Here is a 16522-nt window from a genome sequence, read left to right as displayed (position 1 = left end):
CTCACTTCACCACCACCTTCCCCGCTCCCCAATAACTGTGATACTCTCCATTGTACATGGCATCAGCACTGACAGGCCCCATCTGAAACAATCCCTTTGAAACCGCACGCACCACATAATAATAATTCTTCTCAGCGCCGGTTGCCGTTGTAAAAAATGAAATGCGGTCGTCACGCACATCCATATAATCGTATGCCGCGGCATCTTTGATCCACGATAATTCGGGGATGGAACCAATGCGCGGATTTTCAATCTCCAGCCCCGCCGGCAGGATATCGGTGACGGCCACATTCTCAATGCTGTTCTTATAATCCAATGCCTGTAATGAAATCTTCACCACTACCAGGTCGTTCTGCCGGATAGAGGCAGTGTTTATCAGATGGCCGGAACGGTCATAAAATGATTTTCTCACTTTCAGATAGCTGTCTTCCTGCGTGTATGAGCCATCAAACGGAATGCCTTCCTGCTCCCAGAAATAGTACACATTGCCGCTGCCGTTAGCCTGTATGCTGACGGACTGATCTGCGATGCCCTGTGTAATCAAGACATCCGTTCCGTTGAAAGCAGCAAGCTCTTTTCCGTTCACCATCACTTTGGCCGTTACATTACTCTGTTGTGCCCGCCTGGCAACTTTTCCCAATGCAAGAAATGCAAATGAACGGTCCTGCGTAGAAAGCCAGCCTGCCGTCTTCAGTTTTTCCGACAGGTGTTTACTCATGATACCCACTTGCGGATGATCCGGATCAGCTTCCAGCAATACATACAATGCCAGCGCTTCATCCCGCACAGGCGAATAAAAACTGCCGCCCGAAGCGCGCTTTGATACCTCGCCGCTGAAAGCACCCGGCAGCAGACTGGTAAACGCTGCCTGATTGCCGGCAAGTGCAAAAGCACATGACAACATATATCTGCTGTCTAATGACAACAGTTCCATGTGTGCCTTATAATAATTCATGGCCGTCTGATCATATTTAGCGGCAAGGGCAAGCACAAAAATGGAATACGGAATTTCCCTTCTTACAATAACCTTCGAGCGGGCAATATTGTCTTCATCCCAATAATAGTAATCCTCCGTCTCTCTTGTTTTCATTTTCGTTTGCAGGTAATCATACATCTTGCCCAGGATATTTTCATTTACTTCAAATCCGGCCTTCTTCGCTTCTGACAAGAAATGTGCGGCATAAGCTGTTCCCCACCAGCTTTCGTAATCGCCGCCGGGCCAGTAGCTGACTGCTCCATTATACAATTGCATGCTCTCCACTTTTTTAATGGCCTGGTTTACGTTGTAATCCGGATTGTAACGGATCGCTTTGTTTTGCTGCCCGACAGCCTGTGCGACTTCGCGGTAATACAATTGCGGAAATGCAGCCGATACCGTTTGCTCAATACAACCGTAAGGATATTGCAAAAGGTATCTCAGGTCTTTTGAAAACTGAACGAGTGGCGATTTGCTTAACAACAGCCTGGCGGCAACGGTAGATGGAATCATCTTCGATTTTAAAACAATAGTCTCCGCTGCGCCGTCTTTCACCAGCCCGCTGCCGGTAACCTTGGTAAGCGTAGCCGGCGGACGAATGGATATCTCTGTTTTGTCATTGAACTTCTCACCAAGGCCGCTCACATTTACCGACACGGTGCCCGTGCCAACAGCCGGTTCAGTGACTACCGTGAATTCAACTATTGCCTCACTGTTTGCGGGAATGCTAACGGATTGTTCGCCCGCGCCGGCAATCTTTATCGCACCAGTAACCGACAATTGTGCATTCACCTGTGCCGCTTTTGAAGTGGTATTGGTAAGCGTCACCGGAACGCTGATGGTATCTTTTGGAGAAAGAAACCGCGGGAGTGATGTGCTGATTACAATCGGGTCGGCGACTTTGATTATTTTCTCAGATGAACCGAATGCCTTGTCTTTGTAGGCAACAGCCATAACCCGCAGCGCGCCTGAAAACTGTGGCACATTCACTGTAAAGGAAGCATTGCCGCTTCCATCCGTTTTTATAATACCGCTCCATAACGACACGAGGTTGAATCGTTTCGCCGTAAACGGATTCACGCGTTTCCCCATTTCCGCCAGGTCACCGCCCAGTGATGAATAGGATGTTTGCCATTCGGGAAACAGGAATGGATACAAATCATACGATTGCACCTGCAAGGCACGCTGCTGATAGAAATATTGATAAGGATCCGGTGTCTGGAAATTTTTCAGCTGAAGAATGCCTTCATCCACCACGGCAACCGTCAGTTCAGCATTGGGTGCCGTTTTCACACTGATGGTCTGCCTGGTGTTAGAACGTGCTTTTTCATTCGCGGAAACGGATACAGGCAGCTTATTCTCCGTTTGTTCCACGCGTAGTGGAATATAGCCGCGTGCTACAGAAAGCGGAACCTGATTGTCTGCAATTTTCCGGATCGCCGTGGCAGTGATGTACACGTTGGGCAGATACTCCGCTTTAACCGGTATGGAAATAGCCGCGGCTTTTTTATCTGTATTAACATAAAAATAGTCGAGCACACGGTCGCGCTCTACCGTTACAAGAATTTTTCCATTGAACGGAGACTTCAGTAAGATCTCCGCCTTATCACCCGGCTGATAATTTTCTTTGTCGGCCTGCATCTCCACTTCTCCTTCCGTACTTACTTCAAATGAAGTGTTTTGTGTGTCGCCCCATCCGTATGCATAAAAATTCTGCTGCACATAGGTGGCAGCACCGTTCCGGTGAATTCTTATTTCATATTCGCCTGAATTAATGGGCGTGAAGCTAACCCTGCCGCCATCCGCAGTCAGAGTGATGGTTTGCCTTGACATCAACTGATCTTTCCGTTGTGCATCATACACATATCTTCCGCCTTGCTTTGTCACTACATTTTCCCAGGTGTAACGGTATATCTCCACTTGCGCCGTTGTGTTCACCGGCACGCCCGATGTATTCACCGCGATAAACTGAAAAGCAAGCTGTTGCTTCGTGCTCAGCCAGTGATCAAAATTCCTGATGCCATAAAATATGTCCTGCGTATTCACCGAAAAATCTGATAGCCTGTTCACCGGCCTGCCTGACTCATCAAAAACCGTGGTGATCACTTTGCCCGACAGCACACCAACATCATGATAATCCGGAATGGTAAATTGTTCAACGGCATTTCCCTCATTGTCTGTCTTGCCCTGCCGCAGCACATCTTCAAAAGGTATTTCACCGGCAGTAGTGATATTGAAATTATAGTCAGTGAATTTTTTTGCATAGAAGGAATTCCGCCTCAATGTCATCTGCAGCTCGTAATTTCTGTTCGCTGCCGGCGGACCAAAAAGGTTAGCCGCATTTACTGCTGCCTTTACCATATCATTCGGTTTAACAACCGTTTTATCGAGGCTCGTGACAACTTTAATACGGTCAGGCACAAACTCTTCCACGCTGATACTGCGTGATTGAATAAGCACATCGTTGCCGGTATACAATTCAATAGTGTACAATCCTGTCACTACTGATGGCGGCAGGTAAAACGATGTTTCAAATGCACCCTGCTCACCCGGTGATTTTTTATACGACTGGTATTCTTTTCCCGAAGGCAACAACAATTTAATTTTCATCGGCACATCTCTTTGAATTTTCCATTCCGCAGTCCTGATCACCGCATTCACATGCACACTGTCGCCGGGCCGGTAGATATCGCGGTCACCATACAGGAAAGCATCGAGGTGTGCTTCATTGTCGTATTTGCCGCCCACTTCAAACCGTGAAGTCTGCACAGATGTGTTCTCCAGCAACAGGAAGTTGAAGTCATCGCCCATCGTGCACGTGATCATGCCAATATGAAACCGCCCGAGTGCCGCTTTCGCATTCCTGAATGCAGCAACGCCTTTATTGTCGGTGGTTGCGGATAGAATGGTCTGATTATTCGTGCTGATAAAATTCACTTTCACATTCGGCAACGGGTCGGCCGTCAGAATAGAATTGGCAAACACCAGCATCTCATCTTCCGACCCGCGCACAATAAGACCGATATCGGACAGTGAGATGAACTTTGATTCCTGGATGTACTGATGATCCACATCTTCCACTTTCACAACATACAGTCCTTTGAATTTTTCAGTGTATCCCACCTCTTCAAGGTTCAAGTTGAGCAGCCGCAAGTTGCCCTGTTTCGGCAGCGATTGTACGTCAATTACTTTTTCCTTCACCAGGTCACCATATTGATCATAATTATAGTATTGGTAGTTGTAATATTCATAGTCATCGCCGTTCTCTTCATAATAATAACCCCAGTTATTCCCTCCGCGGATAAAGTCAAGGATGTTGTTTTCATAGATTCTTATCACCGACACTTTAATTTTTTTAATAGCTGCGATGTTGATGGCCACATTGCGTGCACCGCGCGATGAAAGATAGAGCGACTTGCTGCCGGCAAATGCCAAAGCCGGTTCCAGCTCTCCGAAAGAAACAGGCTGTGTATAGTTTTCTTCCATTGTATAGCCGAAGATGCCCTTCAGTTCTTTCGTGATCGTAACGTCATAATTCTTTCCGGGCTCAAAGTCGCCTTTGAGATTAAAGCCATTGTCAATCAGTTCTGCCGAATAGGCTATCGCCGGAGAAATGGTGATGATGCTCTTGATGTTTTCATTGACAACAGGCTGATTGGTGAATACCGTGATGACACCCAGTCCATCAACAAACGACGCCGTCATTTCCGTGATCATGATTTTTTCCTTAACAGGAATCTCTGAGAGGAATTCCATTTTTTCCTTGCTTACATAAGCACTGCCAACGCAGGGAAGCCCTGCTTCCACCTGGATTTTTAAGGGCATGCTTTCCCTTGAGTCGCCGCGCACATCGGCAATGGCCACGCCGATGGAATAGTCAGCCTCGCCGCTCAGCAGGTTAAAGGGCACTTCTTTTTCATTTACAAAAAGATGCAGGTGACTATTGAGCTCAGCCGGTTGCACCTTGCAGTTAAAATTCAGGTTAACCCTCACTTCAATATTGCCGGCCATCTGTTGCGAGCGCGTATAAAACACCTGCGCTGTTGATAACAGCAGGTAAGGAGTATGAAACTTCACGCTTCTGTCCTTAGGCAAGGATGGTTTATCCTTCAGGTGCCTGGTAAGGTTTTCCGTAAGGGTTGCCTCAAAGTCGGTGCTGGCGGCAAATGGTGCCAAAGGCGAAAAGGTAAGTTCATTCGGGGCGCTCCATTTATATTTTCCGTGCACGGCAGGACTGAATGTGAGATAGGCCGTGGTATCCCATGTGTTGAGCAGGGAATCGGGAACGAGATTTTCAGCAAAAGTGAAAATAAGGTTCTGATCGGTGGCGATTTCTCCGGTAAAGTTGCTGTGCTCCAATTGCAGCACCTTGCCATTATTGACACATCCGGATAATACAAAAGCAATCAGTACATGGAATGGAACCTGTTTTATAAGTCCGCCCGTTATATGTTTCATGGTAAAAGGTTGTTAATAGAATAGAAATATAATGTGAATTCGCTACAAAGATTGCTTTCACTACTTAAATTATTTTGGTGCTGATTAATCTGTCGGAAATGAAAGATGCATTATGGTAAAGCAGGAAAAGTGATTGATCAGTTATCAGTTGCTGAAAGGAATCATATAAACATACACATGGCTGATACTTCTTACCTTTGACATCATGCATAAGATTGATATTCACACGCACATCATACCGGAACAACTGCCGGAGTGGGCCAGGCAGTTCGGCTATGGAGGATTTGTTCGCCTCGAGCACCACAAGCCCTGTTGCGCGAGAATGATGGTGGATGATAAGTTTTTCAGGGAGATACAGGATAACTGCTGGGATCCGGAAGTACGCATGAAGGAATGCGATCATCATCATGTTAATGTGCAGGTGCTCAGCACGATTCCTGTTATGTTTTGTTACTGGTCGCAGCCAAAGCACGGATGGGATGTGTCAAAATTTTTGAATGATCACATTGCCGGTATCACAAAAAAATATCCGCAACGATTTGTAGGCATAGGAACTGTTCCGATGCAGGATCCGGACCTTGCCATTCTTGAATTACAGCGTTGTGTAAAAGAGCTGGGCATGGCCGGTGTGCAGATCGGATCGAATGTTAACCAGAAAAACCTCAGTGACCCGTCATTCTTTCCTTTTTTTGAAGCAGCCGAGCAACTCGGCGCCTGCGTCTTTGTTCACCCGTGGGAGATGATGGGCCGCGAACACATGCAGCAATACTGGCTGCCATGGCTTGTGGGCATGCCTGCGGAAACTTCCCGCGCCATTTGCTCCATGATTTTCGGTGGTGTGCTGCAGCGGCTGCCGAAGCTGCGGGTGGCATTTGCACATGGCGGCGGCTCATTTCCTGCCACCATCGGCCGCATTGAGCATGGCTTTCAGGAACGCCCCGACCTTGTTGCCGTTGACAACCATGTAAATCCTAAAAATTACCTCGGAAAGTTCTGGCTCGATTCACTGGTGCACGATGCCGACATGCTGCAGTTTATTGTAAAGCTGACCGGCGAAGACAAAATTTGCCTCGGAAGTGATTATCCTTTTCCGTTAGGAGAGTTACAACCGGGAAAACTGATTGAGGAAGGAAACTTCCCTGCAGCCATAAAAGATAAAATATTGTGGGGCAATGCATGGGATTGGCTTGGAATGCCTCCGGCAATATAAACGAGAATCTGTTTTCGGTTGGTTAATCACCTGCAGCTGACGTTATACGAAGCGTATGATGATTCCTGCTGATCCGTTACTCTTTAGCATCGAGATAATGCAGTATCACCTTCGTCACAGAATCCTGCTGCGTCCACGGTATAAAATGATTCTCCTTCGGGAAAGCGGTGATCTGTAACGGCGCATTCACCAGCATCTTTTTCGCAAATTCAACATTTACCGGTGGCACAAGGCCGTCCTTCAAGCCATACATATACGTGCACGGTACCTTAATCTGCGACCATATTGGCAACAGCTTCCGCAGTTCCTCCACATGTGACAGCTTCTCATCATTTGCCACCCTCCATGAAGTGGGCACCATCCAGCGAAAGATCGTCCAGTCAGCCGGATAACTTATAGCAAAGATTTTCTCATGATCAGGGTCAATGGCAGGCGCCAGGAATATCAATGCGCCAATCTTTTCCGGATAGTCGGCAGCAAGACGGGCGATCACCGGGCCACCAAAGGAATGGCCAACGAGTATGGCCGGCCGGCCGGATTTGTTGGCGTCGAGTATGGGTTTTATCATGGCGGCCTGCGCTGCTATCGATGTTACCGAATTGCCGAAATCCGATTGCCCGTATCCGGGCCGGTCAACGCTTGCCAGCTGCGCCCGACGAAGCAGGGCAGTGTCGCCAAAGTATTTCATATAGTTATCCCACGAACCCGGAGCGCCATGAATAAACAAGACCAGCTGATTAGTGTCGCTTCCGGCAGCGGCATAAAACATGCTATGGTTCATGGCCGTGTAGGTACGGTAAACCGGCTGCTCTGGCTTATCCTTAAAAAAAGCATTCATTTCCGCCGGTGAAATTTCAAACCCTGCTTCCATAATCTTAAATGCCGCAACAGGTAATATGATCACCGCAAGCGTGATGATAATCCAGGTGCGGCGGCGCATAAATATTTTCAGCATGAATAAAAAACTTTCTCAAAAAAAGATAAAGTTACGTTTCAACGTCATACGTGCAAATACCGGTTGCTGATTCATCATCGTATGAGTTGCCTGCTGTCTTACTCCATCGTTGTGGTTTACTATGAATAGTCCGCGGTTTTGCAGGTACGATGTGTACGCTCCGCTTCCTGTTATTGATAGCATGACGCACGTTTTCATTTATTATTTTATTTTTAGCAGTACAGAATCACACACATGATTGAATTTATCAGGGACCTGTTTGGATTTGCCAAAGACTCCCGCGGTCTGGTTAAAGACGTACAGGATGAAAAGTCAAAGGCGCGGGGCGTTAAAAACAGGATCCTCTCGGAGATTGAATTCAACATAGACCTGATTTTCGATCATTATCTTCAGAAAGAAGTGCCGGTGGAAAAAGTGATTGAGAAGCTGAAGATTGAACAGCTCGCCAAAGCCATTGATGATGGTTTTGATTTCAAGAAAATGAAAAAAGGAAAGATTGACCTGGAAATGACGGGCGATAATCCATTTCTGAAAAAATACATCGGCTACGACTGCGAAACCTATATGCGAAAAATCCGCCATCATATCGAACAGATTAAACTGCTGCCGGAATTGTATAACCTCACCGATGAGAAAAAAGTGAATGCGAAACAACGGCTCGAAAATCTGGGCAAGCGATATATCCTGTTTACCCGTTACCTGAAATCCGGAACATGAACACTGACCTGCATATTACTTTTATTCAAAGTGCACTGCATTGGGAAAATCGTGCAGCGAATCTTGAGATGTTTGCCGGAAAAATCAATTCCATCAGTGAAGCAACCGATCTGATCCTGCTGCCTGAGATGTTCACTACCGGCTTTTCGATGCAGCCGGAGAAGTTCGCCGAGACCATGGATGGCGAAGCAGTGCAATGGATGGCTGCGATGGCCGCCGGAAAAAAAGCAGTGATTTGCGGCAGCCTGATGATGAAAGACGGAGAATACTATTTCAACCGCCTGGTATGGATGAGGCCGGACGGAACATGCAGTTATTATGATAAACGGCACCTGTTTGGTTTGGGAGAAGAAAATCAGCATTACACTGCCGGCAGCAAACGCATCATCGTTGAATGGAAAGGATGGAAATTTCTTCCGTTGATTTGTTACGATCTTCGTTTTCCTGTTTGGGCCAGGAATACAGAAAATTATGATGTGCTGTTGTATCTGGCAAACTGGCCCGAACGCAGAATCAATGCCTGGAAAACACTGCTGGAAGCCAGAGCAATAGAGAATCAGTGTTATGTGGTGGGCGTAAACAGGGTGGGAGATGAGGATTCCGGTATTCATTACACCGGAGAGAGTTCGGTGATTGATCCGAAGGGTGAAGTGCTGATCCGTGAGCACCGGCAGGAAGTGGTGAAAACCTTTGCCTTATCCGGCCGTCAACTTGCTAAGATCAGGGAGTCATTACCCTTTCTCAAAGACCGCGACAATTTTGAAATAGTGCAGGAATAACTTTGCGATAGTATGGCTTTTATCATTCGTTATCGCAGCAGAAAACGCAGTGACATGCTTCTGCAGCCTGATGATTTATTGTTATTGACCGGCCCTTGGCCATCAATTTACGGATATGGAAAGTGATGAAAAGGAATTGTTGCTGGCACGCGAACAAAAATGGCTGGCCCTTCGCAGGAAACTCAAAGAACAGTTTGGTAAAGCGCCCGACCTGAATGCTATCCTCTTCCTCATTGGCATCAGGGAATTAGGACGTTATCAAAAAAAATTCAATAAAGAGGAAAAGCAGGACCTGATGCATATCGCTACCTGCAGCGTACTGAGCCGTTCCGGTTATTATGCAATTCAAGGGCTTGATCAGGATGGCTGGCCACATTGGGTGGCTAAAAAGAAGCTGCCCATCATGAACCTCACAGAACAGGAAGACTTCCTGAAAGATCATATACTCCTTTACTTTGAGGAAATGGAGTATTAATCATTTCCTCCACGGGCATACCGCCTGACATGCCTTTCCATCGTATCCGCTTGCAAGATTAAGCCGGCCATTACCCGGAACCATCGCACAACACAGCATCACCTTCCGCAATTGCAGCCCTCACAACGAGGTTTGACAAACTGCGGGGCTGATCTTTCACATCTAAACTACCTGATTCCGGAATTTGGCCGCAAAAGCGGTCTTCATTGACATAACTCAATATGCATCATGATTTTCATCATAAAATGTGCGGAAAGCGGAATGTTAGTTTTGTCGGCATCATGAGACTCATCAACAGCCTGACGAACGCTTTTGATGCTTTATCAACTGCCAAAACCGGAGTAACAGCAATGGAAATGTTTATTAATGATGAAAGGAAGATCAGTGAATTGCAGCAGGAGTTCAGCCGTTGCTTTCCTTTTCTGAAGATCGAATTCTTTACGGTGGCACATACCAAAAATCAATTATCGTCGCTGAAAGATATGGTGCCAAAAGACCGTACGCTTGGTTCCTTCAGGGCCAAACACAACAGTGGCACTATTCAACTGGAGGAAAGCAAAACTGTGTCGGAACTGGAAGAAGAGTTCGATAAAAAATTCGGCATGAATGCACAGGTCTTCCGGAAAAGCGGATCGCTTTGGATCGAAACCAGCCTGACCGATAAATGGACACTTGCCCTGCAGAACAGTGAAGGTTACGAGATCAGCAAAGGGCTCGGGAAATCCTTTTCCATATTTGATAACGATATCAATACAACCGAATAGTCAACTCTTTTACCCTTTCATCCGGCTATCTTTTTATATCGGCAGCGGACACCGCCGTTTCTTCCGCATCAGTTAACCATCTTCCTCAGTTTCTCTTCATTCAGGATGGATATTTTTCCTTCCTTTATTTCTATCAGTTTCTCACTCTTAAATTCACTCAGGGTGCGTATGAGCGATTCGGTGGCGGTGCCCACTACATTGGCGAGGTCTTCGCGGGTGAAATGCAACACAGGGTTGCCCTGCTGTCCTGCTTTCTTGTAACTACTCTGCACGCGAAGAAGGCTGTCGGCCACACGCTTGCGGACAGAATTATATGCCAGCTGCAATAGCTGTTCTTCGCGTTCTGACAGGTTATCCGCCAGCATTTTAATAAACCGGCCTGACACTGTAGGATCATTACTCACCAGCTCAAAGAATTCCTCTTTGGGAATCAGCATGATTTCACAATCCTCCAATGCTTCTACAGTGTCTTCATACGGTCTTTCCTCAAACAACGGCGCGTAGCCGAAGTAATCTCCTTCCTTAAAAATGGCAGTAATCAGTTCTTTGCCATCATCATTGGTCCTGAAATTCTTCAGCTTTCCTTTCACAGTGAAAAACATACTCATCGGCCTTCCGCCGGCTTCATAGATCAGCTGTTTCTTCTTGTAGTGCCGCACTTCATGTTCATCCGAAAGGAGGTTGAGCTGCTGCACCTTTTTAGCGGCCGAAATAAATTCATTAAACCCTTCAATGCTTGTGGCAAAGTCCTTCTTCAGTGCATCCACCTTATTCAGCCTTGCCTCCACTGCATTCAGCAATTCAATGTCATCAAACGGCTTGGTGATATAATCATCGGCACCCATTTCCATGCCCTTACGCAAATCGCTGCGCTCTGTTTTGGCAGTGAGAAAAATAAACGGGATGGAAGCCGTATCCTTATTTCTGCTGAGTGTGTGCAACGCGCTGTAGCCATCCATTACAGGCATCATGATGTCGCATATAATGAGATCAGGGTGCTCCTGAATCGCCAGCTCAACACCTGCCTTGCCGTTCTCGGCGGTAATGACGTTGAAGTTTGAAAGTGTCAGAATCTCCGCTGTATTCTCGCGGACATCCTTATTGTCTTCTATTAATAAGATCGTTTTCATGATCCGGCAATTTTAAGATGATGATAAATTCTGTGCCTTCATTCAGGCGGCTTCTGCAGGTAATCTTTCCATTCAGCAATTCAAGGTACTTGGAAACTATATGTAATCCAAGGCCTGTGCCTTTTATGTTGGCCGCATTCCGGCCACGGAAGAAACGGTCAAACAGGTGTTCCTGGTCTTCTGCGGAGATACCAATGCCCTGATCTTTTACAGAAAAGCGAAAATGTTCCCACGTCAGTGACGACATGATGGTAACTATGCTTTCATTATCGGAAAATTTAATGGCATTGGAAAGCAGGTTGATTAAAATGTTCTTCAGCAGATGCTTGTCGGTGCTCAGCATATGATCGCCTTCGTGGGTATAGATAATCTTCTGTCCCATTCTTTTGATGTTGTCAAAATCGTGGATGACCTCAGCGAAGAATGCCGGCACATCAATCGTTTCCGGCTTGGTAAGCACTACGCCTTCTTCAATTTTTCCCAGCGACAGGAAGTCTTCGAGTATATCCGTCAGGTTTCTGACATTCTCCTTAATCCTGTTCACATGTTTCGTCCTGTTTTCCTGTTCTTCAGCGTGGGCATATCGCTCAATCAGCGCCGCGGAACTGAGAATGGTACTGAGCGGAGTACGGAACTCATGCGAAGCCATCGAAACGAATCTTGATTTCAGATCGCCCAGCTCACGCTCCTTCTCCAATGCCAGGCGAAGCTCTTCGCGGCTCAGCTCCAGCTGCCGGAGTGTCTCTCTCAATGCCAGCGTGCGCTCTTCCACTCTCCGCTCCAGCTGCACATTGAGTTGCCTTATCTCATTGGCCGACCGTACCAGCTCATCCCGTTGCATCTTAATGGCATCTTCATTCTGCTTGCGCACAGTTATATCTATCACGAAGGCAATCACAAAAACTTCTTCCTCAATCTTATAGCTGCTCAGGCTGATCTCTACCGGGAATTTTGTTCCGTCCTTTCGTTGTGCAAACAGGTTCCTGTCTTCGCCCATTGGCCTCGGCGTGGTATCCTTCATAAAGGAATGGCGGTGATGCACATGGTGCGCCCTGTAATCGGAAGGCATCAGCTGCTCTACTTTTTTACCCGCTAATTCTTCACTGGTAAACCCGAATATTTTCTCTGCCATAGCATTGGCCATGGTGATCTCGCCGCTGGCGCGTGCAACCACCACACCTACCGTGGCATGATTAAACAACGCTTCAAATTTCTGCTTTTCGCGCAAATTGGATTCGCGGTTGCGCACCAGTTGATCTACATTGGAGATACAAATAAGATACATGTCAGCCGCACCACCTTTTATATGTTTGATCTTTGATTCGCCCCAGAAAGGATTTCCCTTCGCGCTGGTAAATTCACGGATGACGCTTTGTGGATGCGGCGTCGGCTGATCCGGCGCCTTTGCCATTGTTTCTAAGAGTGGTTCGATGTCCTTCAGCAAGGCCGGAGAAAAATCATAAAATTCCTGTTCACTGCCCGTCTCAAACATGGCGACACCGGCATCATTCACCATAATAAAAGCACCCTCCTTCACCACACCGATGAAGTTGGGCGTGGCATTAAGAATGGTCTCCAGCAGTGCATTTTGCAAGGTGAGTGACTGCTCCAAGGACGTGGCGGTTATAGGATGTCGGATGTGCAAAGATAACGGCGGTTTATCATTAAATCGGCAAACTGCGATGCAGGAAAAATCTCCGGTAACTGAAGGCCACAACAGGAACCAATACCCTTACACCATGCTGCTATTCCTGCCGCCACGATCCGGCAATGACCTTCCCTGAAAATGCCGAAAGTAAAATCACCCTGAAAGCGGAAACATGATTTCTGTCAGCCCGCCGGTTGATGAAAGTCATGGTGTATAATGTTTGGGGAGTTGTGGAAGAGGGTGGATGGGGAGCTTAATGCTGTCTGGCGGCAATGCACTTATCAGCCGCAAGAATGCTTAATGCACCGTCACTTTTGGTATATGTTGTTGCCGCATGGCTTATACTCGGAGGGAAGATGTTATCCTTAAATCGGCATGAATTTGCTTTAGAAGCACATACTATCCCTTGGTTTTTTTTAGCAGGCGTGTGTTGTAATTTTATTAATATCAGTTTTAAGATGACTTCCAAAATTTTAACACAAAGGGCACGAAGGTTTGCACAAAGGTCACAAAGTGCCATTGATATTATTTGAAACTGGGATTGAAGTTTAAATCCGTTTTTCAGTGTTGGAATTGCTCGTTGCGAAAAAATGCTGTGACTCGTCCTGAAATAGCTTACCCTTTTACCCAGAAATCCGGCTAATCACTTACAATAGCAAAACGAATATTTTGAAAACTTACAAATCCTTACGGCTGAATTTTCGCAATGCAATGCCAAAAGGAACGATGATCCACAGCAACATGATGCATATAGAATAGTAGGTGCCGAATCCGTTCCCGAAAAAGTCTTTGAAAACGGCGCCGGTATATCCCATGAGTGCGGCAATGTCCATTTTCAGCAGGATAACGATCCTGGCCAGGTCAACCGGGTTGAGGGAACTGAGTATGATAGTCGGCTGCTCCAGCGGATAATCGCTGAACTGAAAAAGCAGGAACAGTAACAGCCCGTCATAAATAAGGGCGAAATAAAACCACAGCATAACGGCCACGCCGATTCCCTTGGCTTTATCACGTGTCATAACGGAAGCCAGCACGGCCAGTGCAACAAAAATAGCAGTGAGCGCACAACCGGCGAGCAGCAGGAAAATGCCGGTTTCCGATGCATTGAAAACCAGCACCGGAATACCCACGCCGATAAAGAAGGAGAGCAGCAGGGAGAAACACAGCCCTGAAAAAATGCTCAGCAGCAGCGTTGTGCGGCGGATGGGTTGCGCCAGCAGCAATTCAATAAACTCGGCCGCATTGTAAAAATAAATGGTGGCAAAGACGATGCTGATGAGCGGCACGATGATGAGAATGATATACAGCAGCGAGAGCAGTCCTTTCTCCGGATTATCTTCCAGGTTGAAAACACTGAACGATATCAGCAGCAACAGGAAGGTATAGGCCATCATGATGCGGTTGCGCATAATGTCTATCACCACATATTTCATGATCTTCTGCATCTGCCTATTGGTTTCTCATGACCACTGCAATGGCCTTCGATAACTTTGTTTCATCGGTATCGCTCCGCAGCTGCGCTACCGTTTTGTGGAATTTCAATTTCCCGTCCTGCAAATAAATCACCTCGGTTACCACTTCATCCAGGTCGCTGAGAATATGCGAGGTGATCAGTATCAGTTTGCCCTCTGCTTTTTCTTTCCTGATCTTTTCTTTGAGAATCTCCGATGACAGCGGATCCAGCCCCGCAGTGGGTTCATCCAAAATCATAACATCCGGATTGAACAGGAATGCCAGTGCCGCACCTACCTTTTGACGGGTACCGCCGGAGAGCGTGCGCATCCTTTTTTCCATAAGCGCCTGCAGCCCGAAGCTGTCAATCAGTTCTTCATCCAGGGTGGCGGCATCTTCCTTGCGCAGGTCTTTCATCATCATAAATACCTGCCGCATCGTCATGTTTTCCGGGAACCGTCCGCTTTGCGGCATATAGCCGATCTTCCTCCGGTACTTCCAGTCATTCGCTATGTTCTGCCCGTCAAATAGCAATTCGCCGCCGCCCGGCACCACCATGCCCAAAATACATTTGATGAGTGTTGTTTTGCCCGATCCGTTGGGCCCTATGAGCGCAATGCATTCCCCGCGTTCACAGCGAACGGAAACGCCATCGAGCGCTTTCAGTGATCCAAACGCCTTGGTAAGATTGTGCACGGCAATCATAGTTGCAGCGGATTCATCACGGGCTTGTCATCCGTAAAATTCTCCGGCGTTATGGTGGGAATGATTTTCTCCACATTATCGAGCAGCGTCACCATAAAGCTGTGCAGCAGCATCATGGCTTCAGGAACCTGTTCTGTAAGCATGCTGTATAAACTGATCGGATGATAAGGCACATCGCCGGTACCATCGCGGTCAAGGTCATACCCTGCATATTTATCCCAGTAGTTGCCGGAAAGCGTGTTGAGCATCAGCGACCCGTTGGTGGCCACATCAAATGTATTGGCCATAAAATTATTTGAATTGATGGAATTGCCATTGCAACTCGCCTGCATACGCATCGCCGTGCCGTTTTTCGTAAACGCATTGTGCACTACGGCGATGCGGTTGGTACCTTCCATATAGATGCCGGAAGTGTTACGGTTGAACTGATTGTCCTGCACATGGCTGTCTGAAATTTCTTTCATCAGTATTCCGTAGGACGCGCTGCCCCAGTTTTCAGAAAAAGTATTGTGCGTCATGACCACGTGATGCGAATACATGACGGCACAGCCGGAACCATTTCCGGAAAAAACATTGTGATCGAACCGGTTGCCGTGTGAAAACATAAAATGCAATCCATACCGCACATTCCGTATGCTTTGGTTGCGGGTGATGAATGAATTGGTAACGAACTCGAAATAAATTCCATCCCTGTGGCCGGTAATTATATTGTCTGCAATGGTCATGCTGTCGCATTGCCAGCAATGTATGCCATTGCCGGAGTTCATTTCTTCAATGCCTTTTGCCTTGAATGAATTGTTCAGGATAGCGCACTTGTTCGTATGCAGATTATATACACCGAAGTAAGTATCGTCGAAAAAATTATTGCGTATGGTCACATGGCTGACATAATAAATCTTAATCGCAGCCAGCTCGGTTATATCAGAATAGCCTGCACGGATAAAGTGAAATCCGTCAATCAACACACGGGCCGCTTTCACGGAAATGATCTCATACAGGTTTTCTCCGTCCAGCACCGGCTTGTTTTGCCCGATCAGCGATACCGCTTTGGTAATTTCAATATTTTTTTCGCTGTAGTGACCACCTGACACCAGGATGGTATCGCCCGGATGAGCCTGTTGCAATGCCGATTGAATGGATTGCAGTTTACCGCCAGGGCTGACCTGTAAGGTGGCCGCATGATCATTCATACTGACCAGAAGAAGGGAAATAAAAACAATAAATCTTGTTACACTCATTCCGTTCTGTTCCGT

At 46.9% G+C, this 16522-nt stretch carries 12 protein-coding genes; 5 read left to right on the top strand and 7 right to left on the bottom strand.

Features of this window, described 5'->3' with window-relative positions:
• Position 1: 1 nt before the first annotated feature.
• Entirely contained in the window at positions 2-5434 is a 5433-nt protein-coding gene (locus K1X61_08775; GenBank protein MBX7108724.1) for a hypothetical protein, read from the bottom strand.
• 205 nt (positions 5435-5639) lie between these two features.
• Between K1X61_08775 and K1X61_08770 the strand changes: the two genes are divergently transcribed.
• A complete protein-coding gene (locus tag K1X61_08770; protein ID MBX7108723.1) occupies positions 5640-6644 on the top strand; it encodes an amidohydrolase in 1005 nt (334 codons plus the stop codon).
• A 76-nt stretch (positions 6645-6720) separates the two neighbouring features.
• On the opposite strand, the gene K1X61_08765 is transcribed toward K1X61_08770, so the two are convergent.
• Positions 6721-7599 (bottom strand): alpha/beta hydrolase, encoded by an 879-nt coding sequence (locus K1X61_08765; GenBank protein MBX7108722.1) that lies wholly within the window; start codon positions 7597-7599, stop codon positions 6721-6723.
• A 234-nt stretch (positions 7600-7833) separates the two neighbouring features.
• Here K1X61_08765 and K1X61_08760 point away from each other — a divergent pair, with 234 nt between their 5' ends.
• The 4 genes from K1X61_08760 (at position 7834) to K1X61_08745 (ending at position 10334) form a co-directional block, all read left to right on the top strand.
• Positions 7834-8316: a hypothetical protein gene (locus tag K1X61_08760; GenBank protein ID MBX7108721.1), complete on the top strand. Its 483-nt coding sequence runs from the start codon at positions 7834-7836 to the stop codon at positions 8314-8316.
• Entirely contained in the window at positions 8313-9095 is a 783-nt protein-coding gene (locus K1X61_08755; protein ID MBX7108720.1) for an amidohydrolase, read from the top strand. The genes K1X61_08760 and K1X61_08755 overlap by 4 nt, the downstream gene beginning before the upstream one ends.
• Before the next feature lie 115 nt (positions 9096-9210).
• Complete coding sequence (locus tag K1X61_08750) at positions 9211-9570, top strand: hypothetical protein (protein ID MBX7108719.1); 360 nt, start codon at positions 9211-9213, stop codon at positions 9568-9570.
• A gap of 281 nt (positions 9571-9851) precedes the next feature.
• Entirely contained in the window at positions 9852-10334 is a 483-nt protein-coding gene (locus K1X61_08745; GenBank protein MBX7108718.1) for a hypothetical protein, read from the top strand.
• A 68-nt stretch (positions 10335-10402) separates the two neighbouring features.
• Here the strand turns inward: K1X61_08745 and K1X61_08740 are convergent, their stop codons facing one another.
• The 5 genes from K1X61_08740 to nosD form a co-directional block, all read right to left on the bottom strand.
• Positions 10403-11464, bottom strand: a complete 1062-nt coding sequence (locus tag K1X61_08740) for a response regulator (GenBank protein ID MBX7108717.1) — start codon at positions 11462-11464, stop codon at positions 10403-10405.
• Positions 11433-12749 carry a PAS domain-containing sensor histidine kinase gene (locus tag K1X61_08735; GenBank protein MBX7108716.1) on the bottom strand — a complete coding sequence of 439 codons (1317 nt, stop codon included), beginning with the start codon at positions 12747-12749 and terminating at the stop codon, positions 11433-11435. The genes K1X61_08740 and K1X61_08735 overlap by 32 nt, the downstream gene beginning before the upstream one ends.
• A 1040-nt stretch (positions 12750-13789) precedes the next feature.
• Positions 13790-14557 (bottom strand): ABC transporter permease, encoded by a 768-nt coding sequence (locus K1X61_08730; GenBank protein ID MBX7108715.1) that lies wholly within the window; start codon positions 14555-14557, stop codon positions 13790-13792.
• A gap of 4 nt (positions 14558-14561) precedes the next feature.
• A complete protein-coding gene (locus K1X61_08725; protein ID MBX7108714.1) occupies positions 14562-15269 on the bottom strand; it encodes an ABC transporter ATP-binding protein in 708 nt (235 codons plus the stop codon).
• Entirely contained in the window at positions 15266-16507 is a 1242-nt protein-coding gene (gene nosD, locus K1X61_08720; protein ID MBX7108713.1) for a nitrous oxide reductase family maturation protein NosD, read from the bottom strand. Before nosD ends, K1X61_08725 begins: the two co-directional genes overlap by 4 nt.
• Positions 16508-16522 lie beyond the last annotated feature (15 nt).

Source organism: Chitinophagales bacterium, assembly GCA_019694975.1.
Taxonomy (GTDB): domain Bacteria; phylum Bacteroidota; class Bacteroidia; order Chitinophagales; family UBA10324; genus JACCZZ01.
The sequence above is the reverse complement of the archived record's forward strand: the minus strand, read 5'-3'. Positions and strand labels throughout refer to the sequence as shown.

Coding starts and splice junctions, on each gene's coding strand:
- K1X61_08765 (MBX7108722.1), bottom strand. CDS start 7,599: ATGCTGAAAATATTTATGCGCCGCCGCACCTGGATTATCATCACGCTT.
- K1X61_08755 (MBX7108720.1), top strand. CDS start 8,313: ATGAACACTGACCTGCATATTACTTTTATTCAAAGTGCACTGCATTGG.
- K1X61_08760 (MBX7108721.1), top strand. CDS start 7,834: ATGATTGAATTTATCAGGGACCTGTTTGGATTTGCCAAAGACTCCCGC.
- K1X61_08770 (MBX7108723.1), top strand. CDS start 5,640: ATGCATAAGATTGATATTCACACGCACATCATACCGGAACAACTGCCG.
- K1X61_08730 (MBX7108715.1), bottom strand. CDS start 14,557: ATGCAGAAGATCATGAAATATGTGGTGATAGACATTATGCGCAACCGC.
- K1X61_08740 (MBX7108717.1), bottom strand. CDS start 11,464: ATGAAAACGATCTTATTAATAGAAGACAATAAGGATGTCCGCGAGAAT.
- nosD (MBX7108713.1), bottom strand. CDS start 16,507: ATGAGTGTAACAAGATTTATTGTTTTTATTTCCCTTCTTCTGGTCAGT.
- K1X61_08725 (MBX7108714.1), bottom strand. CDS start 15,269: ATGATTGCCGTGCACAATCTTACCAAGGCGTTTGGATCACTGAAAGCG.
- K1X61_08735 (MBX7108716.1), bottom strand. CDS start 12,749: ATGTATCTTATTTGTATCTCCAATGTAGATCAACTGGTGCGCAACCGC.
- K1X61_08750 (MBX7108719.1), top strand. CDS start 9,211: ATGGAAAGTGATGAAAAGGAATTGTTGCTGGCACGCGAACAAAAATGG.
- K1X61_08775 (MBX7108724.1), bottom strand. CDS start 5,434: ATGAAACATATAACGGGCGGACTTATAAAACAGGTTCCATTCCATGTA.
- K1X61_08745 (MBX7108718.1), top strand. CDS start 9,852: ATGAGACTCATCAACAGCCTGACGAACGCTTTTGATGCTTTATCAACT.